The organism is Bradyrhizobium sp. KZN70725, from assembly GCF_055264925.1.
On sequence record NZ_JBUYWT010000006.1, the window covers coordinates 148,344 to 163,112 of the forward strand.

Genomic DNA, 14,769 nt, shown 5'->3' on the forward strand with positions numbered 1-14,769 from the left:
CATGGCCAGCCCCTATCATTTCCGGCCGATGACGCCGGCCGACCTGCCGCTGGTCAAGCAGTGGCTGGCATTGCCGCATGTCCGGGAATGGTGGGGCGATCCGGCCGAGCAATATGCGCTGGTCAGCGGCGACCTCGATGAGCCGGCCATGGACCAGTTCATCGTCGCAACCGATGCGTCCGATTTGGGCTACATCCAGTGCTACGACCAGACGGCGTGGAATTCCGGCTTCGGGGTTCAGCCTGAGGGCACGCGCGGGGTCGACCTCTTCATCGGCGAGCCCGACATGATGGCAGGTGGCCACGGCTCGGCGCTGATCCGCGCCTTTGTCGATGACCGGCTGGCGCAGGGCGCGCCACGCATCGTCACCGATCCCGATCCGGCCAATGCGCGCGCGATCCGCGCCTACGAGAAGGCGGGTTTTCGAAAGATGGGTATGGTCGACACGCCGGACGGGCCGGCGCTGCTGATGGCGCGCGACGCATGACGATCGCGCACAAGCCCATCACCGGCGTTTCAGCGCGGCATTGGCTGGCGATCGCGGCAGCGCTGCTCGTGCTGCAAGCAGCGCTGCTTTATGCGATGGGCCGTCTTCCGATCTGTGCCTGCGGCTACGTCAAGCTCTGGCATGGCTCGGTTCAGAGCTCGGAGAACTCGCAGCACGTCGCCGATTGGTACACGCTGTCGCATGTGCTGCATGGCCTGCTGTTCTACGGTCTGACCTTCCTCCTGTTGCCGCGCCTCGCCTGGCCCGGGCGGCTGATTGTCGCGATGCTGATCGAAGGCAGCTGGGAGCTCGTCGAAAACTCCAACTGGATCATCGAGCGCTACCGCGCCGGCACGATCTCGCTGGACTATTACGGCGACACCATCGTCAATTCGGTGTCGGACACCCTTGCGATGGTTGTCGGCTTCCTGCTGGCGCGCAAGCTGCCGATCGCGGCGACCGTCGCGCTCGGCGTGTTGTTCGAAACCGTGCTGCTGCTTCACATTCGCGACAATCTGACACTGAACATCATCATGCTGATCCACCCGTTCGAGGCGATCAGGCAGTGGCAGGCCGGGCCGCCGATTCTTTAGGGGACGATGCCTTGGAGGACTGCCGCTTGCCGAGACCGCGATTCCAACCTAGCTAGAGCCAATGACTCACTTCTCTCCCCGTGAAATCGTTTCTGAACTCGACCGCTTCATCGTCGGCCAGACCGACGCCAAGCGCGCCGTCTCGATCGCGCTGCGCAACCGCTGGCGGCGGCTGCAGCTCGCCGGTTCCCTGCGCGAGGAGGTTCTGCCCAAGAACATCCTGATGATCGGGCCGACCGGCGTCGGCAAGACCGAGATCGCGCGGCGGCTGGCCAAGCTCGCCGGCGCGCCGTTCCTCAAGGTCGAGGCCACCAAGTTCACCGAGGTCGGCTATGTCGGCCGCGACGTCGAGCAGATCGTCCGCGACCTCGTCGAGGTCGCGATCGCACAGACCCGCGAGCGCAAGCGCAAGGACGTTCAGGCCCGCGCCCAGCTTGCCGCCGAGGAACGCGTGCTGGACGCGCTGGTCGGCCCGGGATCGAGCCCGGCGACGCGCGAGTCGTTCCGCAAGAAGCTGCGCGCCGGCGAGCTCAACGACAAGGAAATCGAGATTGAGACGCAGTCGGGCGGCAGCGGCATGCCGATGTTCGAAATCCCCGGCATGCCCGGCGCCCAGATGGGCGCGATCTCGCTCGGCGACATCTTCGGCAAGATGGGCGGACGCAGCAAGACTCGCCGCCTGACGGTGGAGGGCTCGCACGAAATCCTCGTCAACGAGGAATCCGACAAGCTGCTCGACACCGATCAGCTGGTGCAGGAGGCGATCAACGCGGTCGAGAACAACGGCATCGTGTTCCTCGACGAGATCGACAAGATCTGCGTGCGCGAGAACCGCGCCGGCGGCGACGTCTCCCGCGAGGGCGTGCAGCGCGACCTGCTGCCGCTGATCGAGGGCACCACGGTCTCGACCAAGCACGGCGCCGTCAAGACCGACCACATCCTGTTCATCGCCTCGGGTGCGTTCCATATCGCCAAGCCGTCGGACCTTTTGCCGGAGCTGCAGGGCCGCCTGCCGATCCGCGTCGAGCTGCAGGCACTGACCCGCGACGACATGCGCCGGATCCTGACCGAGCCGGAGGCGTCGCTGATCAAGCAATATGTCGCGCTGATGAAGACCGAAGGCGTCACGCTCGACATCACCGACAATGCCATCGACGCGCTGGCCGATGTCGCCGTGGCGGTGAATTCCACGGTCGAGAATATCGGCGCAAGGCGGCTACAGACCGTGATGGAGCGGGTGCTGGACGAGATCTCCTTCACCGCGCCCGATCGCCACGGTGAGACCATCCAGGTCGACGCCGACTACGTCACCAAGCATGTCGGCGACCTCGCCAAGAACGCCGACCTGAGCCGGTTTATTTTGTAGGCGGCCCCGCTAAGATCGTCGTCCCTGCGAAGGCAGGGACCCACAACCCCGCAGCTCGAAGTGACCAAGACTCGGGCCGACATTCCCCTTAGAACTGCCTTCGGTGGTTATGGGTCCCGGGTCGCGCTTCGCTTGCCCGGGACGACGAGTGGGCGATCGATGAATCTGCGGGTGTGGCAAAACCCCTGGCGCCTGATGCTGGCCGTCAATGCGGCGGTGCTGGTCGGCGTGTTCCTGCACAAGATCGCGCTGCCGCCCTTCGTTCCCTACATCCATCTGCTGGTCGACTATCACTACGGCTTCACCAAGCGCGCGCTGGTCGGGGCGATCGTGTCGCTGTTCACCGACAAGGTGCCCGTATGGCTGGTGTTCGCGCTGGCCGGCGCGATCTGGCTGGTGACGCTGGGGCTGTTCATCAAACTGTTCCGCCGCACATTCGGCTTCAACGACGCGCATTGGCCGTTATTCGTCTTCATCGCGGGCTCGCCGTTCTTCCTGAAGAACTTCATGCACACGCTCGGCCATTTCGACATCTATGGCTGTGCGCTGACGATCGTGCTGCTGCTGATCCCGGCGCGCTCAGTGGCGTATGTGCTGATTGCCGCGCTGTTCTCGATCCTGCTGATCCTGGTCCATCACATCTTCGTCTTGATGTATGTGCCGACCATCACGGCGATCGTGGTGCTGCGCTTTTATCTGGTGCAGGGCGTGACGCCGCGGAACGCCGTCTTCGGCATCGCAGCGCTCGCAGGCATCGGCATCCTGTTCCTGGTCGCGCAATTCGCTGGCACGGTCGACGTGCCCTATGACGAATTCATCCGTCATCTGCAGAGCCGGATGGCCGATCCGTCACGCACCGACCTGCTTCAGTTCGGCTACATCTGGTACCAGCCGCTGTCGAAGGAGTTCGCCGACACCTGGGCGCGCATGCCCTCGAACATCCTGGGCGTTCCGGTGTTTGCGCTGCTGATCTGGCTGCACACGCCGCTGTGGCGCTATTTCGCGCGACTGATTGGCGCGCTCGCGAGTGAACTGCATCGCCGGATCGTGCTCGGAGCGCTCGTTGTGATCAGCGCCGGCTATTTCGTGATGTTCGTGACCGTGTTCGACTATTCGCGCTGGATCTCGAACTGGGCGGTCTGCATGTTCCTGATGCTGCATGCCACCAGGATGCTGCCGGCGTCGAAGGACGTGCCGGCGATCCCGTCGGACGACCGCAAGACGACGATATCAGGCTGGATCGTAACGCTGATCCCGCGCGTCGGGATCGTCCGCCCGTTTTAGCTTTAGGCTCGCGCGCGCCGGACACGCACGTAAAGCGCGCCCTCGCCGCCATGGCCGATATGCGCTTCCTCGAAGCCGACAACCAGCGAGCGGAATTCCGGCAGGCTGAGCCATTCCGGGACCTGGCGGCGCAGCACGCCGCGTTCGGAATCGAGACCACCGACCTTGCCCTTGCCGGTGATGACGAGCACGAAAGTGAGCCCGTCGCTGTGCGCGCGCTGCAGGAAGGTAAACAGCACGCGATGCGCGCGCAGCTGGGTCATGCCGTGCAGATCGAGCCGCGCATCGATCTCCTGCCGGCCGCGCGAAAGCTTTGCACGTTCCCGACGGCCGATCGGCGCCAGCGGCGGCGCGTGCGGGCGTTGCGCCGGCGCAGCCTTGACCGCTGTCGCCGGCTTGACCGAGATGGGCTTGGCAATCGCGTGATGGGTGGCCGGGTCAGAGGCGGCGGCGGGGGCCTTCGCGGCGACCGGCCGCTTGCGCAGTGGCTTGACCTGCTTTGCCACGCTCTCCCAGAGCGCGCGCTCCTCTTCGCTCAGCGCGCGCTTGCGCCGCGACGGCGCGGACAGATCGGGGATCGGCGCGGGTCGTTTCATTGATCGCGGTAATGGCGATAGCGCCGGAAGCGCCGCTTCTCCGGTTGCGGAATATCGGGCCGGGCGACCGGCAGCGGCACCGGTTCTGCCACAGGTGCGGCCTGCGCGACAGGGGTCGTTGCTGCCGGCGTTGCGGGCGCGACATCCTTCGCGGCCGGGTTCCTGGCGGCGCTATTGCCTGAGTCTTTCACCGCGCTTCTGGCGATGCCGGCGGTCGGCACATCCGCAGCCTTCGCCGCCGGCTTGTCCTTCGGCGGCTCGGTCTGCGGAAACAGCTTTGCGATCTTGGCCGAGGGCCGCTCATCCGGGAGAGGCAGCTTGTGGCCGCGCGCGACAGGGTCGAGACCCCTCGGCACCAGCATGACGAACTGCATGTTGTGCCGCAGGCGGCCCGAGACCTTTCCAGCTTCCGCGCCGGCGCCGAAATAAAGATCGGCGCGCGCCGGGCCGACGATCGCAGAGCCAGTGTCCTGCGCGATCATCAGCCGGTGGAACGGCGTCTTCGACTGCTCGGATTCGATCGGCAGCTCGCCGGCGATGAAGAACGGCGTGCCGTAGACATGCAGCGCCTTGTCGACCGCGATCGAGCGGCCCGGCGTCAGCGGCACGCCCTGCGCGCCGACGGCCTCGTCCTTGTCGGACAGCGGAACCTCGCGGAAGAAGACGAAGGAGCGGTTTTGCCGGCGCAGGTCCTTGGCGCCGTCGGGGTTCTGCTCCATCCACTCCCTGATCTTCTGCATCGACATCTGATCCTTCGGGATGATGCCGCGGTCGATCAGGACGCGTCCGACCGGCGTATAGGGATAACCATTATGCGCGTCGTAATTGATGCGCAGCGTGATGCCGTCCTCGAGCTTGATCCGCGCCGAGCCCTGGATCTGCGCGAACAGGAGATCGGTCTGGCTCTTCAGCCAGCAGATCTCGAGCCCGCGGCCGGCGATCGCGCCGTCCTCGATCTGGCCGCGGTCGTAATAGGGCACGAGCTTGCGGCGGCCGATCTTGCGATACACCGCGCCGCCATTGGGCAGCCCGACCGAATTCTGCGTCTTGCCGCGCACGAACAGGTTGGACGGACGGCGATAGACCGGCACGTTGTAGACGTCGGTCTGGGTCCGCGATCCATCGAGCACCGGCTCGTAGTAACCGGTGACGAAGCCGGCGTCCTCGCCGAGCCGCGAGATACGCAACGGCACGAAATTCTGCTCGAAGAAGTCCTTCGCCTTGACGCCGTCGCTCAGCGCGAGTCCCTTGGCGATCCGGCAGGGATCGCGCAGCGAGCTTCCAAGCGCTTTCGAATCTGCAGGCGCACCCTGCTGGGCCGCGATCGGCTTGCAGCTGGTGCGAAACGCCTGGTAGGCCGCGAGATGATCGTCGGCGCTCCAGCCGGCGACGTTGGACCAGGCGAGCGGCTCGTACTGGCTGCCGCTGACCTGCAGCGGCATTTCCAGATTGGGATAGGGGATCGGGTGGCTATGCTCGTGTCGCGGCGGAGGGTGCCGGCTTGATCTGTAGCGCGCGGCAATCGCTGCGGTGGAGCACAGCACCGCGAGCGCGCAGCACGCCACCGCGAGCCGCCCGTAGCTGAGATGCTTAGTGAGCGCTTCCAGTGCCAACCAGCTTCCAATTCGGATCGCGGGAAGTCGAGTCGCGGGCGAATGTCCAGATATCGGTGATGTCGGCGACCTTGTCCGGGCTGCCGTCGACGATGGTGCCGGCCTTGTCGCGCGTGACCGAGATCATCTGCGACACGAAGCGGACGGTGAGCTGAGTCGAGCGGTCGCGCGTCTCCGCGCTCACGATCTCGGCCTTGTCGATCGAGACGAACCGCGTCTCGGTCTTCTGCTCGTGCTTCTCGCGATCCTTGATCGCGGCCTCGAAGCTTTCATAGACCTCGGTCGACAGCAGGTCGCGCAGCGCGCGGCGATCGCCATTGGCGAACGCCAGCACGATCATTTCATAGGCCGAGCGGGCACCTGAGAGGAAATGCCGCGGATCGAACGAGGAATCCTGGACGGCCACCGCGTCGAGACCCTGCGCCAGCGCCGTGCCGGGCTCGGCGATGCCCTTCCAGCGTTCCGTGGGCTCGACCGGCTCGGCGGGCGCCGCCGAGGCCGGCTGGTCGATTACCGATCCCGGGATCGGAACGACGTTGTTGTCCTGACCGCGCTGCACGACGTTGGGCGCGGCGCGATCATAAGGCGGCCGCTCGCTTCCCGTGCGCTGTCCGAGAACGCTGCGCAGGCGCAGGAAGATAAACACGGCCAGCGCCAGGAAGATGATGGTGTAAATATCCACGTCGAATTCGCTTTCTGGTCTCTGCCGGCAACGGGCCGGCCGTCAAAGCGTTCCCGGTCGGGAACAGCAGAGATCACATCACCGATAGAGTCCGAAGATGTAGGCACGAAACTATGCCCGGCCAATGGCGCTTTTTGGCACGGGTAGTGTAGCGCGTTTTGACCCCCGGGGGAAACCGTTCCTTTTCAGGAAATCGCGCATCTTCAATAATTTAGGAAGCTGTTAAGAGATCGGGCAGGCTCGCGCGCGCTGTCCTTTGCCGGGAGAATTTGCCGCCGGCCCGCCCTTTCGTCGTCCTTGTGGACCGAGCCGGGCCTATGATAGCCACTCGCCCGGCATCGGCATTCTCAACACCTTAACGCGTGCCGTCGGACATTCTGTCCATCGAGCGCTGCTCCAGGAGACATTTTCATGACCAATGGCAACGGCGCCCCCGTCGAACAACCCGCTCCCCAGCTCAACGTACTGGCGCAGTACACCAAGGACCTGTCGTTCGAGAACCCGAATGCGCCGGCCTCGCTCGGCCAGCAGCAACAGCAGCCGGCGATCAACATCCAGATTAACGTCTCCGCCAACAACCTGTCGGAGAACGAGTACGAGGTGATCCTCTCGATCGAGGGCAAGGCCGAGACCGCAGGCAAGGTGATGTTCAGCTTCGACCTCGCCTATGCCGGCGTCTTCCGGATCGTGAATGTGCCGAAGGAGAACCTGCACCCGCTGGTGATGATCGAGTGCCCGCGGTTGCTGTTCCCGTTCGCACGCGAGATCGTCGCGACCGCGGTCCGCGACGGCGGCTTCCCGCCCTTGTTGCTCGACCCCGTCGATTTCCTCGGTCTCTACCGACAGAACATGGAGCGGCAGGCGGCCGGCCAAGCCGCTCCCGGCGTCAAGCCGAGCTGAGTTCTAAACTCGAAAAAATGTAACACGCGCGGAAGTGTGATCCGTCATCCTGAGGAGCCCGCGCTTGCGGGCGTCTCGAAGGATCGACGGCCCGACTGCGGCCGCGCATCCTTCGAGGCTCGCTCCGCTCGCGCCTCAGGATGACGGGGATAGAGCGCAATAGGGGCTCAAGCCGCCGGTGCTGCAGCAGGCGCTGGCGGCGGCAGGTAATCGTTCCAGATCGGCTTGTCGCCGAGCGTGGCAATGAAGGCCCTGTGGGCCTCTCGATCGGCGTCACTGACCCGCGCGAGTAGCGGGGTTTCGCGCTGCCGCCGCGGCGTGTCACCACTATGGCCGCCCACACGCGCATCCGACGTTTCCGATGCCAGGATCAGCTGCGACTGCCGCGCGCCGATCAGGTCGATATAGACCTCGGCCAACAGCTCGGCGTCGAGCAAGGCGCCGTGCTTGGTGCGGCGGGAATTGTCGATCTGATAGCGCGAACAGAGATCGTCGAGCCGGTTCGACACGCCGGGATGCTTGCGCCGTGCCAGCAACAGCGTATCGACCAGCTGGTCCTTCGGGATCGCCTTCCGCTTGATGCGGTCGAGCTCGGCGTTAATGAAGCTGATGTCGAACGACGCGTTGTGGATCACCAGCGGCGTGTCGCCGATGAAGGCCAGGAACTCGTCGACCACCTCGTTGAACAGCGGCTTGGAGGCCAGGAACTCGGTCGACAGCCCATGCACGGCGAACGCCTCCGCCGGCATGTCGCGCTCGGGATTGATGTAGACGTGGTAGGTCTGTCCCGTCGGCATGCGGTTGAAAATCTCGACGCAGCCGATCTCCACCAGCCGGTCTCCGCGCAGCGGATCGAGGCCAGTGGTTTCGGTATCGAGAACGATTTCGCGCATGACGTGAATGAATCCGAAAAGGCGGGCGAATCAGGCGCGCCGCTTCGGCATCTTAACAACCTCGGCCAGAATGTCGCGGATACGCGCCCGCACCGGATCTAGGCCGTGCGAGGTATCCACTATGAAATCCGCGCGTTTTCGCTTCTCGGCGTCGGACATCTGCTTGGCGATGATGGCGTCGAGCTTGGCCGCATCCATCGTGCCGCGGGCCAGCACCCGCTCGCGCTGCAGTTCCGGCGACGTGGTGACGACAACCACGGCATCGACGCGCTTCTCGCCGCCGGTCTCGAACAATAGCGGCACGTCGACAACGACGATCGGGTTACCGGCGGCTTCCGCATCGGCGAAGAATTTCTGGCGCGACGCGCCGAGCATCGGATGCACGATCTGCTCGAGCCGCTTCATCGCAGCAGGATCGTGCACCACGCGCGCCGACAGTTTCGCGCGATTGACCTTGCCGCCGGCAGTGGTGCCGGGAAAGGCGGCCTCGATCGCCGGCGCAGCTTCGCCTTCGTAGAGCTGATGCACAGCCGCATCGGCGTCGTACACCGGCACGCCGGCCTCCATGAACAGTTTGGCCGTGGTGGATTTCCCCATCCCAATCGAGCCGGTCAGTCCAACTATCAACATCGGTTCAGCATCTCTCCCGTCGCCACGCCTCACACCGCGAGCAGTTTCTCAGCACGCAGGAACGCCAGCAGCGACAATAGCGGCAGGCCGAGGATGGTGAAATGGTCACCTTCGATCCGCTCGAACAGATGCACGCCGAGGCCCTCGAGCTGGTAGGCGCCGACGCTGGTCGTCACCGCCTCCCCGGCATGGTCGAGATAGCTCTCGATCTCGGCGGCGGCGAGCCGTCGCATCGTCATGCGGGCCACGCCCACATCGCTGAACAGGACCTTTCCATCGCGTGCGACCGAGACGGCGGAATGCAGCTCATGGGTCCGTCCGGCGAGCAGGCCGAGCTGCTCGGCCGCCTGCGCGCGGCCGGCGGGCTTGCTGAACATCCGTTGCCCCAGCGCCAGCGTCTGGTCGGCGCCGACGACATATTGACCGGGCCTCTGCCTGGAGACGAACAACGCCTTCTCGCGCGCCAGGAGCGATGCGATCTCGCCCGGGGCCGAAAGGCCGGAATTCTTCTGCACCGCGCGTTCATCGATGTCGGCCGGCAGCGCCTCGAAATCGAGGCCGGCATTTTCAAGCAGCATCTTTCGCGCGCGGCTCTGCGACGCGAGGATCAGCTTCTGTGGGCCGCGCCAGATGCTCATGACGTGAGAATCATTCCGACGGCCGCGCGCGCTGGCGGTCGTTGAAGAGTTTCATCACCGCGGCCGCGGTCTCCTCGATCGAACGCCGTGTGACGTCGAGCAGCGCCCAGTTGAATTTCGCGCTGAGGCGCCGGGCAAAGGCGACTTCGTCGGCTACCGACTGCTTGTCGATGTAGGTGTCATTGTCGCGGTCGCCCATGGTGAGCAGGCGGTTCTGCCGAACCTGGATCAGGCGCTCGGGCGTCGCATGCAGGCTGACCACCAGCGGCTTCTTCAAGGTCTCGAGCTGGTGCGGCAGCGGGATGCCCGGCACCAGCGGCACATTCGCCGTTCGGATGCCGCGGTTGGCGAGATAGATCGAGGTCGGTGTCTTCGAGGTACGGGATACCCCGACCAGCACGACATCGGCCTCCTCGAGGCCTTCGACATGCTGACCATCGTCATGCATCATCGTGTAGTTCAGCGCATCGATGCGGCGGAAATATTCGGCGTTCAGCACGTGCTGCGCGCCGACGCGCCCGGTCGTCGCGGCACCCAGATACGCCTCGAACAACTGCATCACCGGCCCGATGATCGACAGGCTCGGAACGTTGATCTCCTTGCACTTGCCCTCGAGCCGGCCGACCAGATCCTTCTCCAGCAGCGTGAACAGGACGATGCCGGGCGATTCCTCGATCTCGTCGAGCACGCGATCGAGCTGCTTCTGGCTGCGCACCAGGGGGTAGACATGCTCGACCGCGGTCACATTGGCGTATTGCGCGGCGACCGCGCGCGCCACGGTGATTAACGTCTCGCCGGTCGAGTCCGACACCAGATGCAAATGGAAGTAGTTGGAGGTCGTCGGCACCAGAGCCCCTGTCTATCCTGTGAATCCCTGTGGAGGTCGAGGAGAAGAATCCGGGTCCATGGCCAGGCCCCTGTATATCTCGCCCCCTTCTTCACAGCACGTCGCAAAAGGATAAGTCGACGTCATGGCGGAGATGATAGTGAAGCAGTGTGGATTTGTCTCTTCATAAGCTGGCCATAGAGGCGCACAACCAATTGAGTCCTGCGACAGATTCCGGATATCCGCCGCCGCCGACCGGAATGTTGAGGGATGTGAACAAGCGCGCAGCAACCGCTGGACCGGATTGCATGAGTCAAATTCACTGCCATTAAGACTCAAACCTTAGATTCTAAAATTAATTAGGTTTAGGAGAGCCGTGTGTGCGGATATGTATCCGTCCCTCGCCGGCGAAGCCTTGCGCGCAGCGCTGAGCCCTCCCGAACTGTTCCCCGAAAGGCATCACTGCGATGTTCGACTGGATCAACGCCCTGCCGATCTATGCCTGGGTTAAGGCCCTGCACATCGTCGCCGTGATCTCGTGGATGGCCGGCATGCTCTATCTGCCGCGGCTGTTCGTCTATCATTGCGAGGCCGAGGTCGGCTCCAGGCAGTCCGAGACCTTCAAGATCATGGAGCGGCGGCTTTTGAAGGGGATCATCAACCCCGCGATGATCGTGACCTGGCTGGCCGGGCTTTTCCTGGTCTGGGCCGGACATTGGTACCTATCCGGCTGGTTTCACGTCAAATTTGCGCTGGTGCTCGCCATGTCGGGTATCCACGGCTTTTTGTCCCGCTGCGTGAAGGATTTCGCCGCCGACCGGAATCAACGAACCCAGAAATTCTATCGTATTATCAATGAGGTGCCGACGGTTCTGATGATCCTGATCGTGATCATGGTGGTGGTGAAGCCGTTCTAGACATCACGATGGTCAAGACGCATGCTTCAGTCCTTCTTGCGAAGGACGAATCGATTTTCTATATAGGATTTATCCCACCCCACGCAGGCGGATGTGGTCGCGTTCCGGTTCTTTTCGGACCGGCGCCGCATCAGGTTTGAAAGCCCAAACGGCACTTTCCTGGCTGAGACCTGCGGACCTTCCTTTGGCGTCCGCTTTTTCCAGAGCCACCTCGCACCCCTTCCCTACCTACTTCCTCACAGGACGACCCCAATGCGGGAAATCAAACTCCAGGACCTCAAATCGAAAACGCCGGCCGAGCTCGTCTCGTTTGCGGAAGAGAATGGGGTCGAGAATGCCAGCACCATGCGCAAGCAGGAGCTGATGTTCGCAATTCTCAAGCAGCTCGCGATCGCCGAGACCGACATTATCGGTGAGGGCGTTGTCGAGGTGCTGTCCGACGGCTTCGGCTTCCTTCGTTCGCCCGACGCGAACTACCTGCCCGGCCCCGACGACATCTACGTTTCGCCGTCGCAGATCCGCCGTTTCGGCCTGCGCACCGGCGACACGATCGAAGGCCATATTCGCAGCCCGAAGGAAGGCGAACGCTATTTCGCGCTGCTGAAAGTCAACACGCTCAATTTCGAAGATCCGGAAAAGTCGAAGCACAAGGTCAATTTCGACAACCTCACGCCGCTGTTTCCCAATCAGCGTTTCCGCATGGAGCTCGAGGATTCCACCAAGAAGGACCTTTCCGCCCGCGTGATCGATATCGTCGCGCCGATCGGCAAGGGCCAGCGCGCGCTGATCGTGGCGCCGCCGCGCACCGGCAAAACGGTGCTGATGCAGAACATCGCGCACTCCATCACCGCCAATCATCCCGACTGCTATCTGATTGTGCTGCTGATCGACGAGCGTCCGGAAGAAGTTACGGACATGCAGCGCTCGGTGAAGGGCGAGGTGGTGTCGTCGACCTTCGACGAGCCTGCGGTGCGTCACGTCCAGGTCGCCGAGATGGTGATCGAGAAGGCCAAGCGCCTCGTCGAGCACGGCCGCGACGTCGTGATCCTGCTCGATTCGATCACGCGCCTCGGCCGCGCCTACAACACCGTCGTGCCGTCATCCGGCAAGGTGCTGACCGGCGGTGTCGACGCCAACGCGCTGCAGCGGCCGAAGCGCTTCTTCGGTGCCGCGCGCAACATCGAGGAGGGCGGTTCGCTGACCATCATCGCGACCGCGCTGGTCGATACCGGCAGCCGCATGGACGAAGTCATCTTCGAAGAGTTCAAGGGCACCGGTAACTCCGAACTGATCCTCGACCGCAAGGTTTCGGACAAGCGGACCTTCCCGGCGATCGATATTGCCCGTTCCGGCACCCGCAAGGAGGAGCTGATCACTGATCCGCAGGTGTTGAAGAAGATGTACGTCCTGCGCCGCATCCTCAATCCGATGGGCACCATGGACGCCATCGACTTCCTGCTCGACAAGCTCCGCAATACGAAGAGTAACTCGGAATTCTTCGATTCCATGAACACCTGAGGCCACGGCCGAAAAGAACAGGCGCTCCGCACAAACGGGGCGCCTTTTTTCATGCTGCGGATTTGCTGCAGCGAAGTGCAGCATAAAGGGAGCGGCTCCCCCCACTAACTTTTCATTTAACTATCTGAATTTATTTATATTTATATCGTAGCTCTGTGAGCTAGCTGACGACACCCGCAGCAAAATTGCTGCGCGGCTGTTTGCAGTGAAACCAGATGATGCTGCGCTGCAACATTCTGCGGGAAGGCGTGCGAAATCGAAGCGGCATTGCCTTTGCCGATTTGCTGGAAGAAATAGGCGATGCATCCACGCGACCAGACTATTTTCGCGTTATCCTCGGGGCGGCCGCCGAGTGCGATCGCCATCGTCAGGTTGTCTGGCCCAATGGCCGAGTCGGTCATTGCAGGACTGGCGGGCAAGACGCCGGTGCCGCGGCTGGCGACCCGCGCGCTGCTCCGCGATTCGAACCATCAACCGATCGATGACGCGGTCGTGCTGTGGTTTCCAGGCCCGGCCAGTGCCACCGGCGAAGACGTCGCCGAATTTCATGTCCATGGCGGACGCGCGGTGTTGGCGGCGATGTTCGATGCGATCGCGGCATTCGACAATGTGCGGCCGGCCGAGCCGGGCGAGTTCACCCGGCGGGCCTTCGAGAGCGGCAAGCTCGACCTGACCGAGGCCGAGGGCCTCGACGACCTGATCCACGCCGACACCGACCGTCAAAGGCGCCAGGCGCTCCGCCAGTTGAAGGGGTTGCTCGGCGACCGCGCGCGCGACTGGCGCGAGCGGATCATCGCGGCGTCGGCGCTGATTGAGGCCGGCATCGATTTCTCTGATGAAGGCGATGTGCCGGCCGAGCTGATCGCGCCGGCGCTCGAGCGGATTCGCGCGCTGCATGATGAGATCAAGCAAGTCCTTGCAGGGCAGGGGCAAGGTGAACGGCTGCGCGACGGCCTCGTGGTCGCGATTGCGGGTCCGCCGAATGTCGGCAAATCGACCCTGATCAATCAGCTTGCCAAGCGCGAGGTCGCGATCGTCTCGCCGCATGCCGGAACAACCCGCGATGTGATCGAGGTGCAGCTCGACCTCGACGGCTATCCGGTGACGGTCATCGACACCGCCGGCATTCGCGAGACCGACGACCCGGTGGAGCAGGAGGGCGTCCGCCGCGCCCGCGCCCGCGCCGCGGAGGCGGACCTCGTGCTGTGGCTGGCCGACAGCGGCGATGCAAAGGCGGGACATGGCGGAGCGACGCCGACCTGGCTGGTGCGGAACAAGATCGACCTGGTCAGGACCGCGGCGGGTGAGGGCGGCAGTTACCCCGAATTCAGGATCTCGGCTGCTCGTGGTGATGGGTTGTCAGAGCTGATCGCCGCGCTGGTCGGGTTCGCTCAGGACTATTTTGGAACCAGCGAAGGCGGCTTGATCAGTCGGACGCGGCAGCGCGGATTGTTGCAGGAGACGGTCGAATCCCTTCAGCGCAGCATCGACGTGGTCGGGCAGGGCGAAGAACTGGCGGCGGAGGAACTCCGGCGGGCCGCTTTCTCACTCGGTCGTCTGCTCGGCCGGGTGGATGTTGAAGACATCCTTGATGTTATCTTCCGCGAGTTCTGCGTCGGGAAGTAGCGGTCGCCCATCTGTTTCACGTGAAACGTGGTTTCGATCCGGTTAAGGAGCCCTCGGCCTGTTTCACGTGAAACAATTGCCGGTCAGACAGCCGCACTGTTTCACGTGAAACGGTTCCGCCTGTCATTGCGAGCGAGGCGAAGCAGTCCATATTTGCCTCGGGCTTCGGTCTCAGAGCGGCGATCCCAACTTCGTTCTTT

Annotated in this window: 16 protein-coding genes; 8 read left to right on the plus strand and 8 right to left on the minus strand. The window is 63.6% G+C overall.

Features of this window, described 5'->3' with window-relative positions:
- Nucleotide 1: 1 nt before the first annotated feature.
- The 4 genes from ACZBJS_RS08270 to ACZBJS_RS08285 all read left to right on the plus strand — a co-directional run bounded on the left by ACZBJS_RS08270 (nt 2) and on the right by ACZBJS_RS08285 (nt 3,730).
- Nucleotides 2-487: a GNAT family N-acetyltransferase gene (locus ACZBJS_RS08270; RefSeq protein ID WP_316398493.1), complete on the plus strand. Its 486-nt coding sequence runs from the start codon at nt 2-4 to the stop codon at nt 485-487.
- Nucleotides 484-1,080: a DUF2585 domain-containing protein gene (locus ACZBJS_RS08275; protein ID WP_316398492.1), complete on the plus strand. Its 597-nt coding sequence runs from the start codon at nt 484-486 to the stop codon at nt 1,078-1,080. The genes ACZBJS_RS08270 and ACZBJS_RS08275 overlap by 4 nt, the downstream gene beginning before the upstream one ends.
- Before the next feature lie 61 nt (nt 1,081-1,141).
- A complete protein-coding gene (gene hslU, locus ACZBJS_RS08280; RefSeq protein WP_016841472.1) occupies nt 1,142-2,446 on the plus strand; it encodes an ATP-dependent protease ATPase subunit HslU in 1,305 nt (434 codons plus the stop codon).
- 159 nt (nt 2,447-2,605) lie between these two features.
- Nucleotides 2,606-3,730, plus strand: coding sequence for a hypothetical protein (locus ACZBJS_RS08285; RefSeq protein ID WP_076833686.1), 1,125 nt, complete (start codon nt 2,606-2,608; stop codon nt 3,728-3,730).
- Between the two features lie 2 nt (nt 3,731-3,732).
- On the opposite strand, the gene ACZBJS_RS08290 is transcribed toward ACZBJS_RS08285, so the two are convergent.
- Genes ACZBJS_RS08290 through ACZBJS_RS08300 form a run of 3 tightly spaced genes read right to left on the minus strand, consistent with a single transcriptional unit; the run spans nt 3,733 to nt 6,621 of the window.
- Nucleotides 3,733-4,326: a Smr/MutS family protein gene (locus ACZBJS_RS08290; RefSeq protein ID WP_316398491.1), complete on the minus strand. Its 594-nt coding sequence runs from the start codon at nt 4,324-4,326 to the stop codon at nt 3,733-3,735.
- Nucleotides 4,323-5,939 (minus strand): murein transglycosylase A, encoded by a 1,617-nt coding sequence (mltA, locus tag ACZBJS_RS08295; RefSeq protein ID WP_410469808.1) that lies wholly within the window; start codon nt 5,937-5,939, stop codon nt 4,323-4,325. The genes ACZBJS_RS08290 and mltA overlap by 4 nt, the downstream gene beginning before the upstream one ends.
- A complete protein-coding gene (locus tag ACZBJS_RS08300; protein ID WP_057020336.1) occupies nt 5,917-6,621 on the minus strand; it encodes a Tim44/TimA family putative adaptor protein in 705 nt (234 codons plus the stop codon). Before ACZBJS_RS08300 ends, mltA begins: the two co-directional genes overlap by 23 nt.
- 411 nt (nt 6,622-7,032) lie before the next feature.
- On the opposite strand from ACZBJS_RS08300, the gene secB reads away from it, so the two are divergent.
- Nucleotides 7,033-7,521, plus strand: coding sequence for a protein-export chaperone SecB (gene secB, locus ACZBJS_RS08305; RefSeq protein ID WP_057020335.1), 489 nt, complete (start codon nt 7,033-7,035; stop codon nt 7,519-7,521).
- Nucleotides 7,522-7,688: 167 nt separating this feature from the next.
- Here the strand turns inward: secB and dnaQ are convergent, their stop codons facing one another.
- From dnaQ to ACZBJS_RS08325, 4 genes are read right to left on the minus strand one after another with little or no spacing between them, the layout of a single operon-like run.
- Nucleotides 7,689-8,414 (minus strand): DNA polymerase III subunit epsilon, encoded by a 726-nt coding sequence (dnaQ, locus tag ACZBJS_RS08310; RefSeq protein WP_316398490.1) that lies wholly within the window; start codon nt 8,412-8,414, stop codon nt 7,689-7,691.
- A gap of 30 nt (nt 8,415-8,444) precedes the next feature.
- On the minus strand, nt 8,445-9,044 hold the full coding sequence (gene coaE / locus ACZBJS_RS08315) for a dephospho-CoA kinase (protein ID WP_316398489.1): 600 nt from the start codon (nt 9,042-9,044) through the stop codon (nt 8,445-8,447).
- Nucleotides 9,045-9,073: 29 nt separating this feature from the next.
- Nucleotides 9,074-9,682, minus strand: coding sequence for a Maf family protein (locus ACZBJS_RS08320; RefSeq protein WP_316398488.1), 609 nt, complete (start codon nt 9,680-9,682; stop codon nt 9,074-9,076).
- A gap of 10 nt (nt 9,683-9,692) precedes the next feature.
- On the minus strand, nt 9,693-10,529 hold the full coding sequence (locus ACZBJS_RS08325) for a pyruvate, water dikinase regulatory protein (protein ID WP_016841463.1): 837 nt from the start codon (nt 10,527-10,529) through the stop codon (nt 9,693-9,695).
- 473 nt (nt 10,530-11,002) lie between these two features.
- Between ACZBJS_RS08325 and hemJ the strand changes: the two genes are divergently transcribed.
- Together hemJ and rho are read left to right on the plus strand one after the other, a co-directional pair.
- Entirely contained in the window at nt 11,003-11,425 is a 423-nt protein-coding gene (gene hemJ, locus ACZBJS_RS08330) for a protoporphyrinogen oxidase HemJ (protein WP_057020433.1), read from the plus strand.
- Between the two features lie 252 nt (nt 11,426-11,677).
- Nucleotides 11,678-12,943: a transcription termination factor Rho gene (gene rho, locus ACZBJS_RS08335; protein WP_021078151.1), complete on the plus strand. Its 1,266-nt coding sequence runs from the start codon at nt 11,678-11,680 to the stop codon at nt 12,941-12,943.
- A 140-nt stretch (nt 12,944-13,083) separates the two neighbouring features.
- Here the strand turns inward: rho and ACZBJS_RS08340 are convergent, their stop codons facing one another.
- The gene (locus tag ACZBJS_RS08340; RefSeq protein ID WP_316398504.1) at nt 13,084-13,344 is read right to left on the minus strand and encodes a hypothetical protein; all 261 of its coding nucleotides are present in this window, start codon (nt 13,342-13,344) and stop codon (nt 13,084-13,086) included.
- Between ACZBJS_RS08340 and mnmE the strand changes: the two genes are divergently transcribed.
- On the plus strand, nt 13,244-14,569 hold the full coding sequence (gene mnmE / locus ACZBJS_RS08345) for a tRNA uridine-5-carboxymethylaminomethyl(34) synthesis GTPase MnmE (RefSeq protein ID WP_316398487.1): 1,326 nt from the start codon (nt 13,244-13,246) through the stop codon (nt 14,567-14,569). The two genes, ACZBJS_RS08340 and mnmE, sit on opposite strands and share 101 nt — an antisense overlap.
- The last annotated feature ends 200 nt before the right edge of the window (nt 14,570-14,769 follow it).

Bases quoted from the DNA above. Each gene is read 5' to 3' on its own strand.
- ACZBJS_RS08270 (WP_316398493.1), top strand. From the start codon at position 2: ATGGCCAGCCCCTATCATTTCCGGCCGATGACGCCGGCCGACCTGCCG.
- ACZBJS_RS08275 (WP_316398492.1), top strand. From the start codon at position 484: ATGACGATCGCGCACAAGCCCATCACCGGCGTTTCAGCGCGGCATTGG.
- hslU (WP_016841472.1), top strand. From the start codon at position 1,142: ATGACTCACTTCTCTCCCCGTGAAATCGTTTCTGAACTCGACCGCTTC.
- ACZBJS_RS08285 (WP_076833686.1), top strand. From the start codon at position 2,606: ATGAATCTGCGGGTGTGGCAAAACCCCTGGCGCCTGATGCTGGCCGTC.
- ACZBJS_RS08290 (WP_316398491.1), bottom strand. From the start codon at position 4,326: ATGAAACGACCCGCGCCGATCCCCGATCTGTCCGCGCCGTCGCGGCGC.
- secB (WP_057020335.1), top strand. From the start codon at position 7,033: ATGACCAATGGCAACGGCGCCCCCGTCGAACAACCCGCTCCCCAGCTC.
- dnaQ (WP_316398490.1), bottom strand. From the start codon at position 8,414: ATGCGCGAAATCGTTCTCGATACCGAAACCACTGGCCTCGATCCGCTG.
- coaE (WP_316398489.1), bottom strand. From the start codon at position 9,044: ATGTTGATAGTTGGACTGACCGGCTCGATTGGGATGGGGAAATCCACC.
- ACZBJS_RS08320 (WP_316398488.1), bottom strand. From the start codon at position 9,682: ATGAGCATCTGGCGCGGCCCACAGAAGCTGATCCTCGCGTCGCAGAGC.
- rho (WP_021078151.1), top strand. From the start codon at position 11,678: ATGCGGGAAATCAAACTCCAGGACCTCAAATCGAAAACGCCGGCCGAG.
- mnmE (WP_316398487.1), top strand. From the start codon at position 13,244: ATGCATCCACGCGACCAGACTATTTTCGCGTTATCCTCGGGGCGGCCG.
- ACZBJS_RS08340 (WP_316398504.1), bottom strand. From the start codon at position 13,344: ATGACCGACTCGGCCATTGGGCCAGACAACCTGACGATGGCGATCGCA.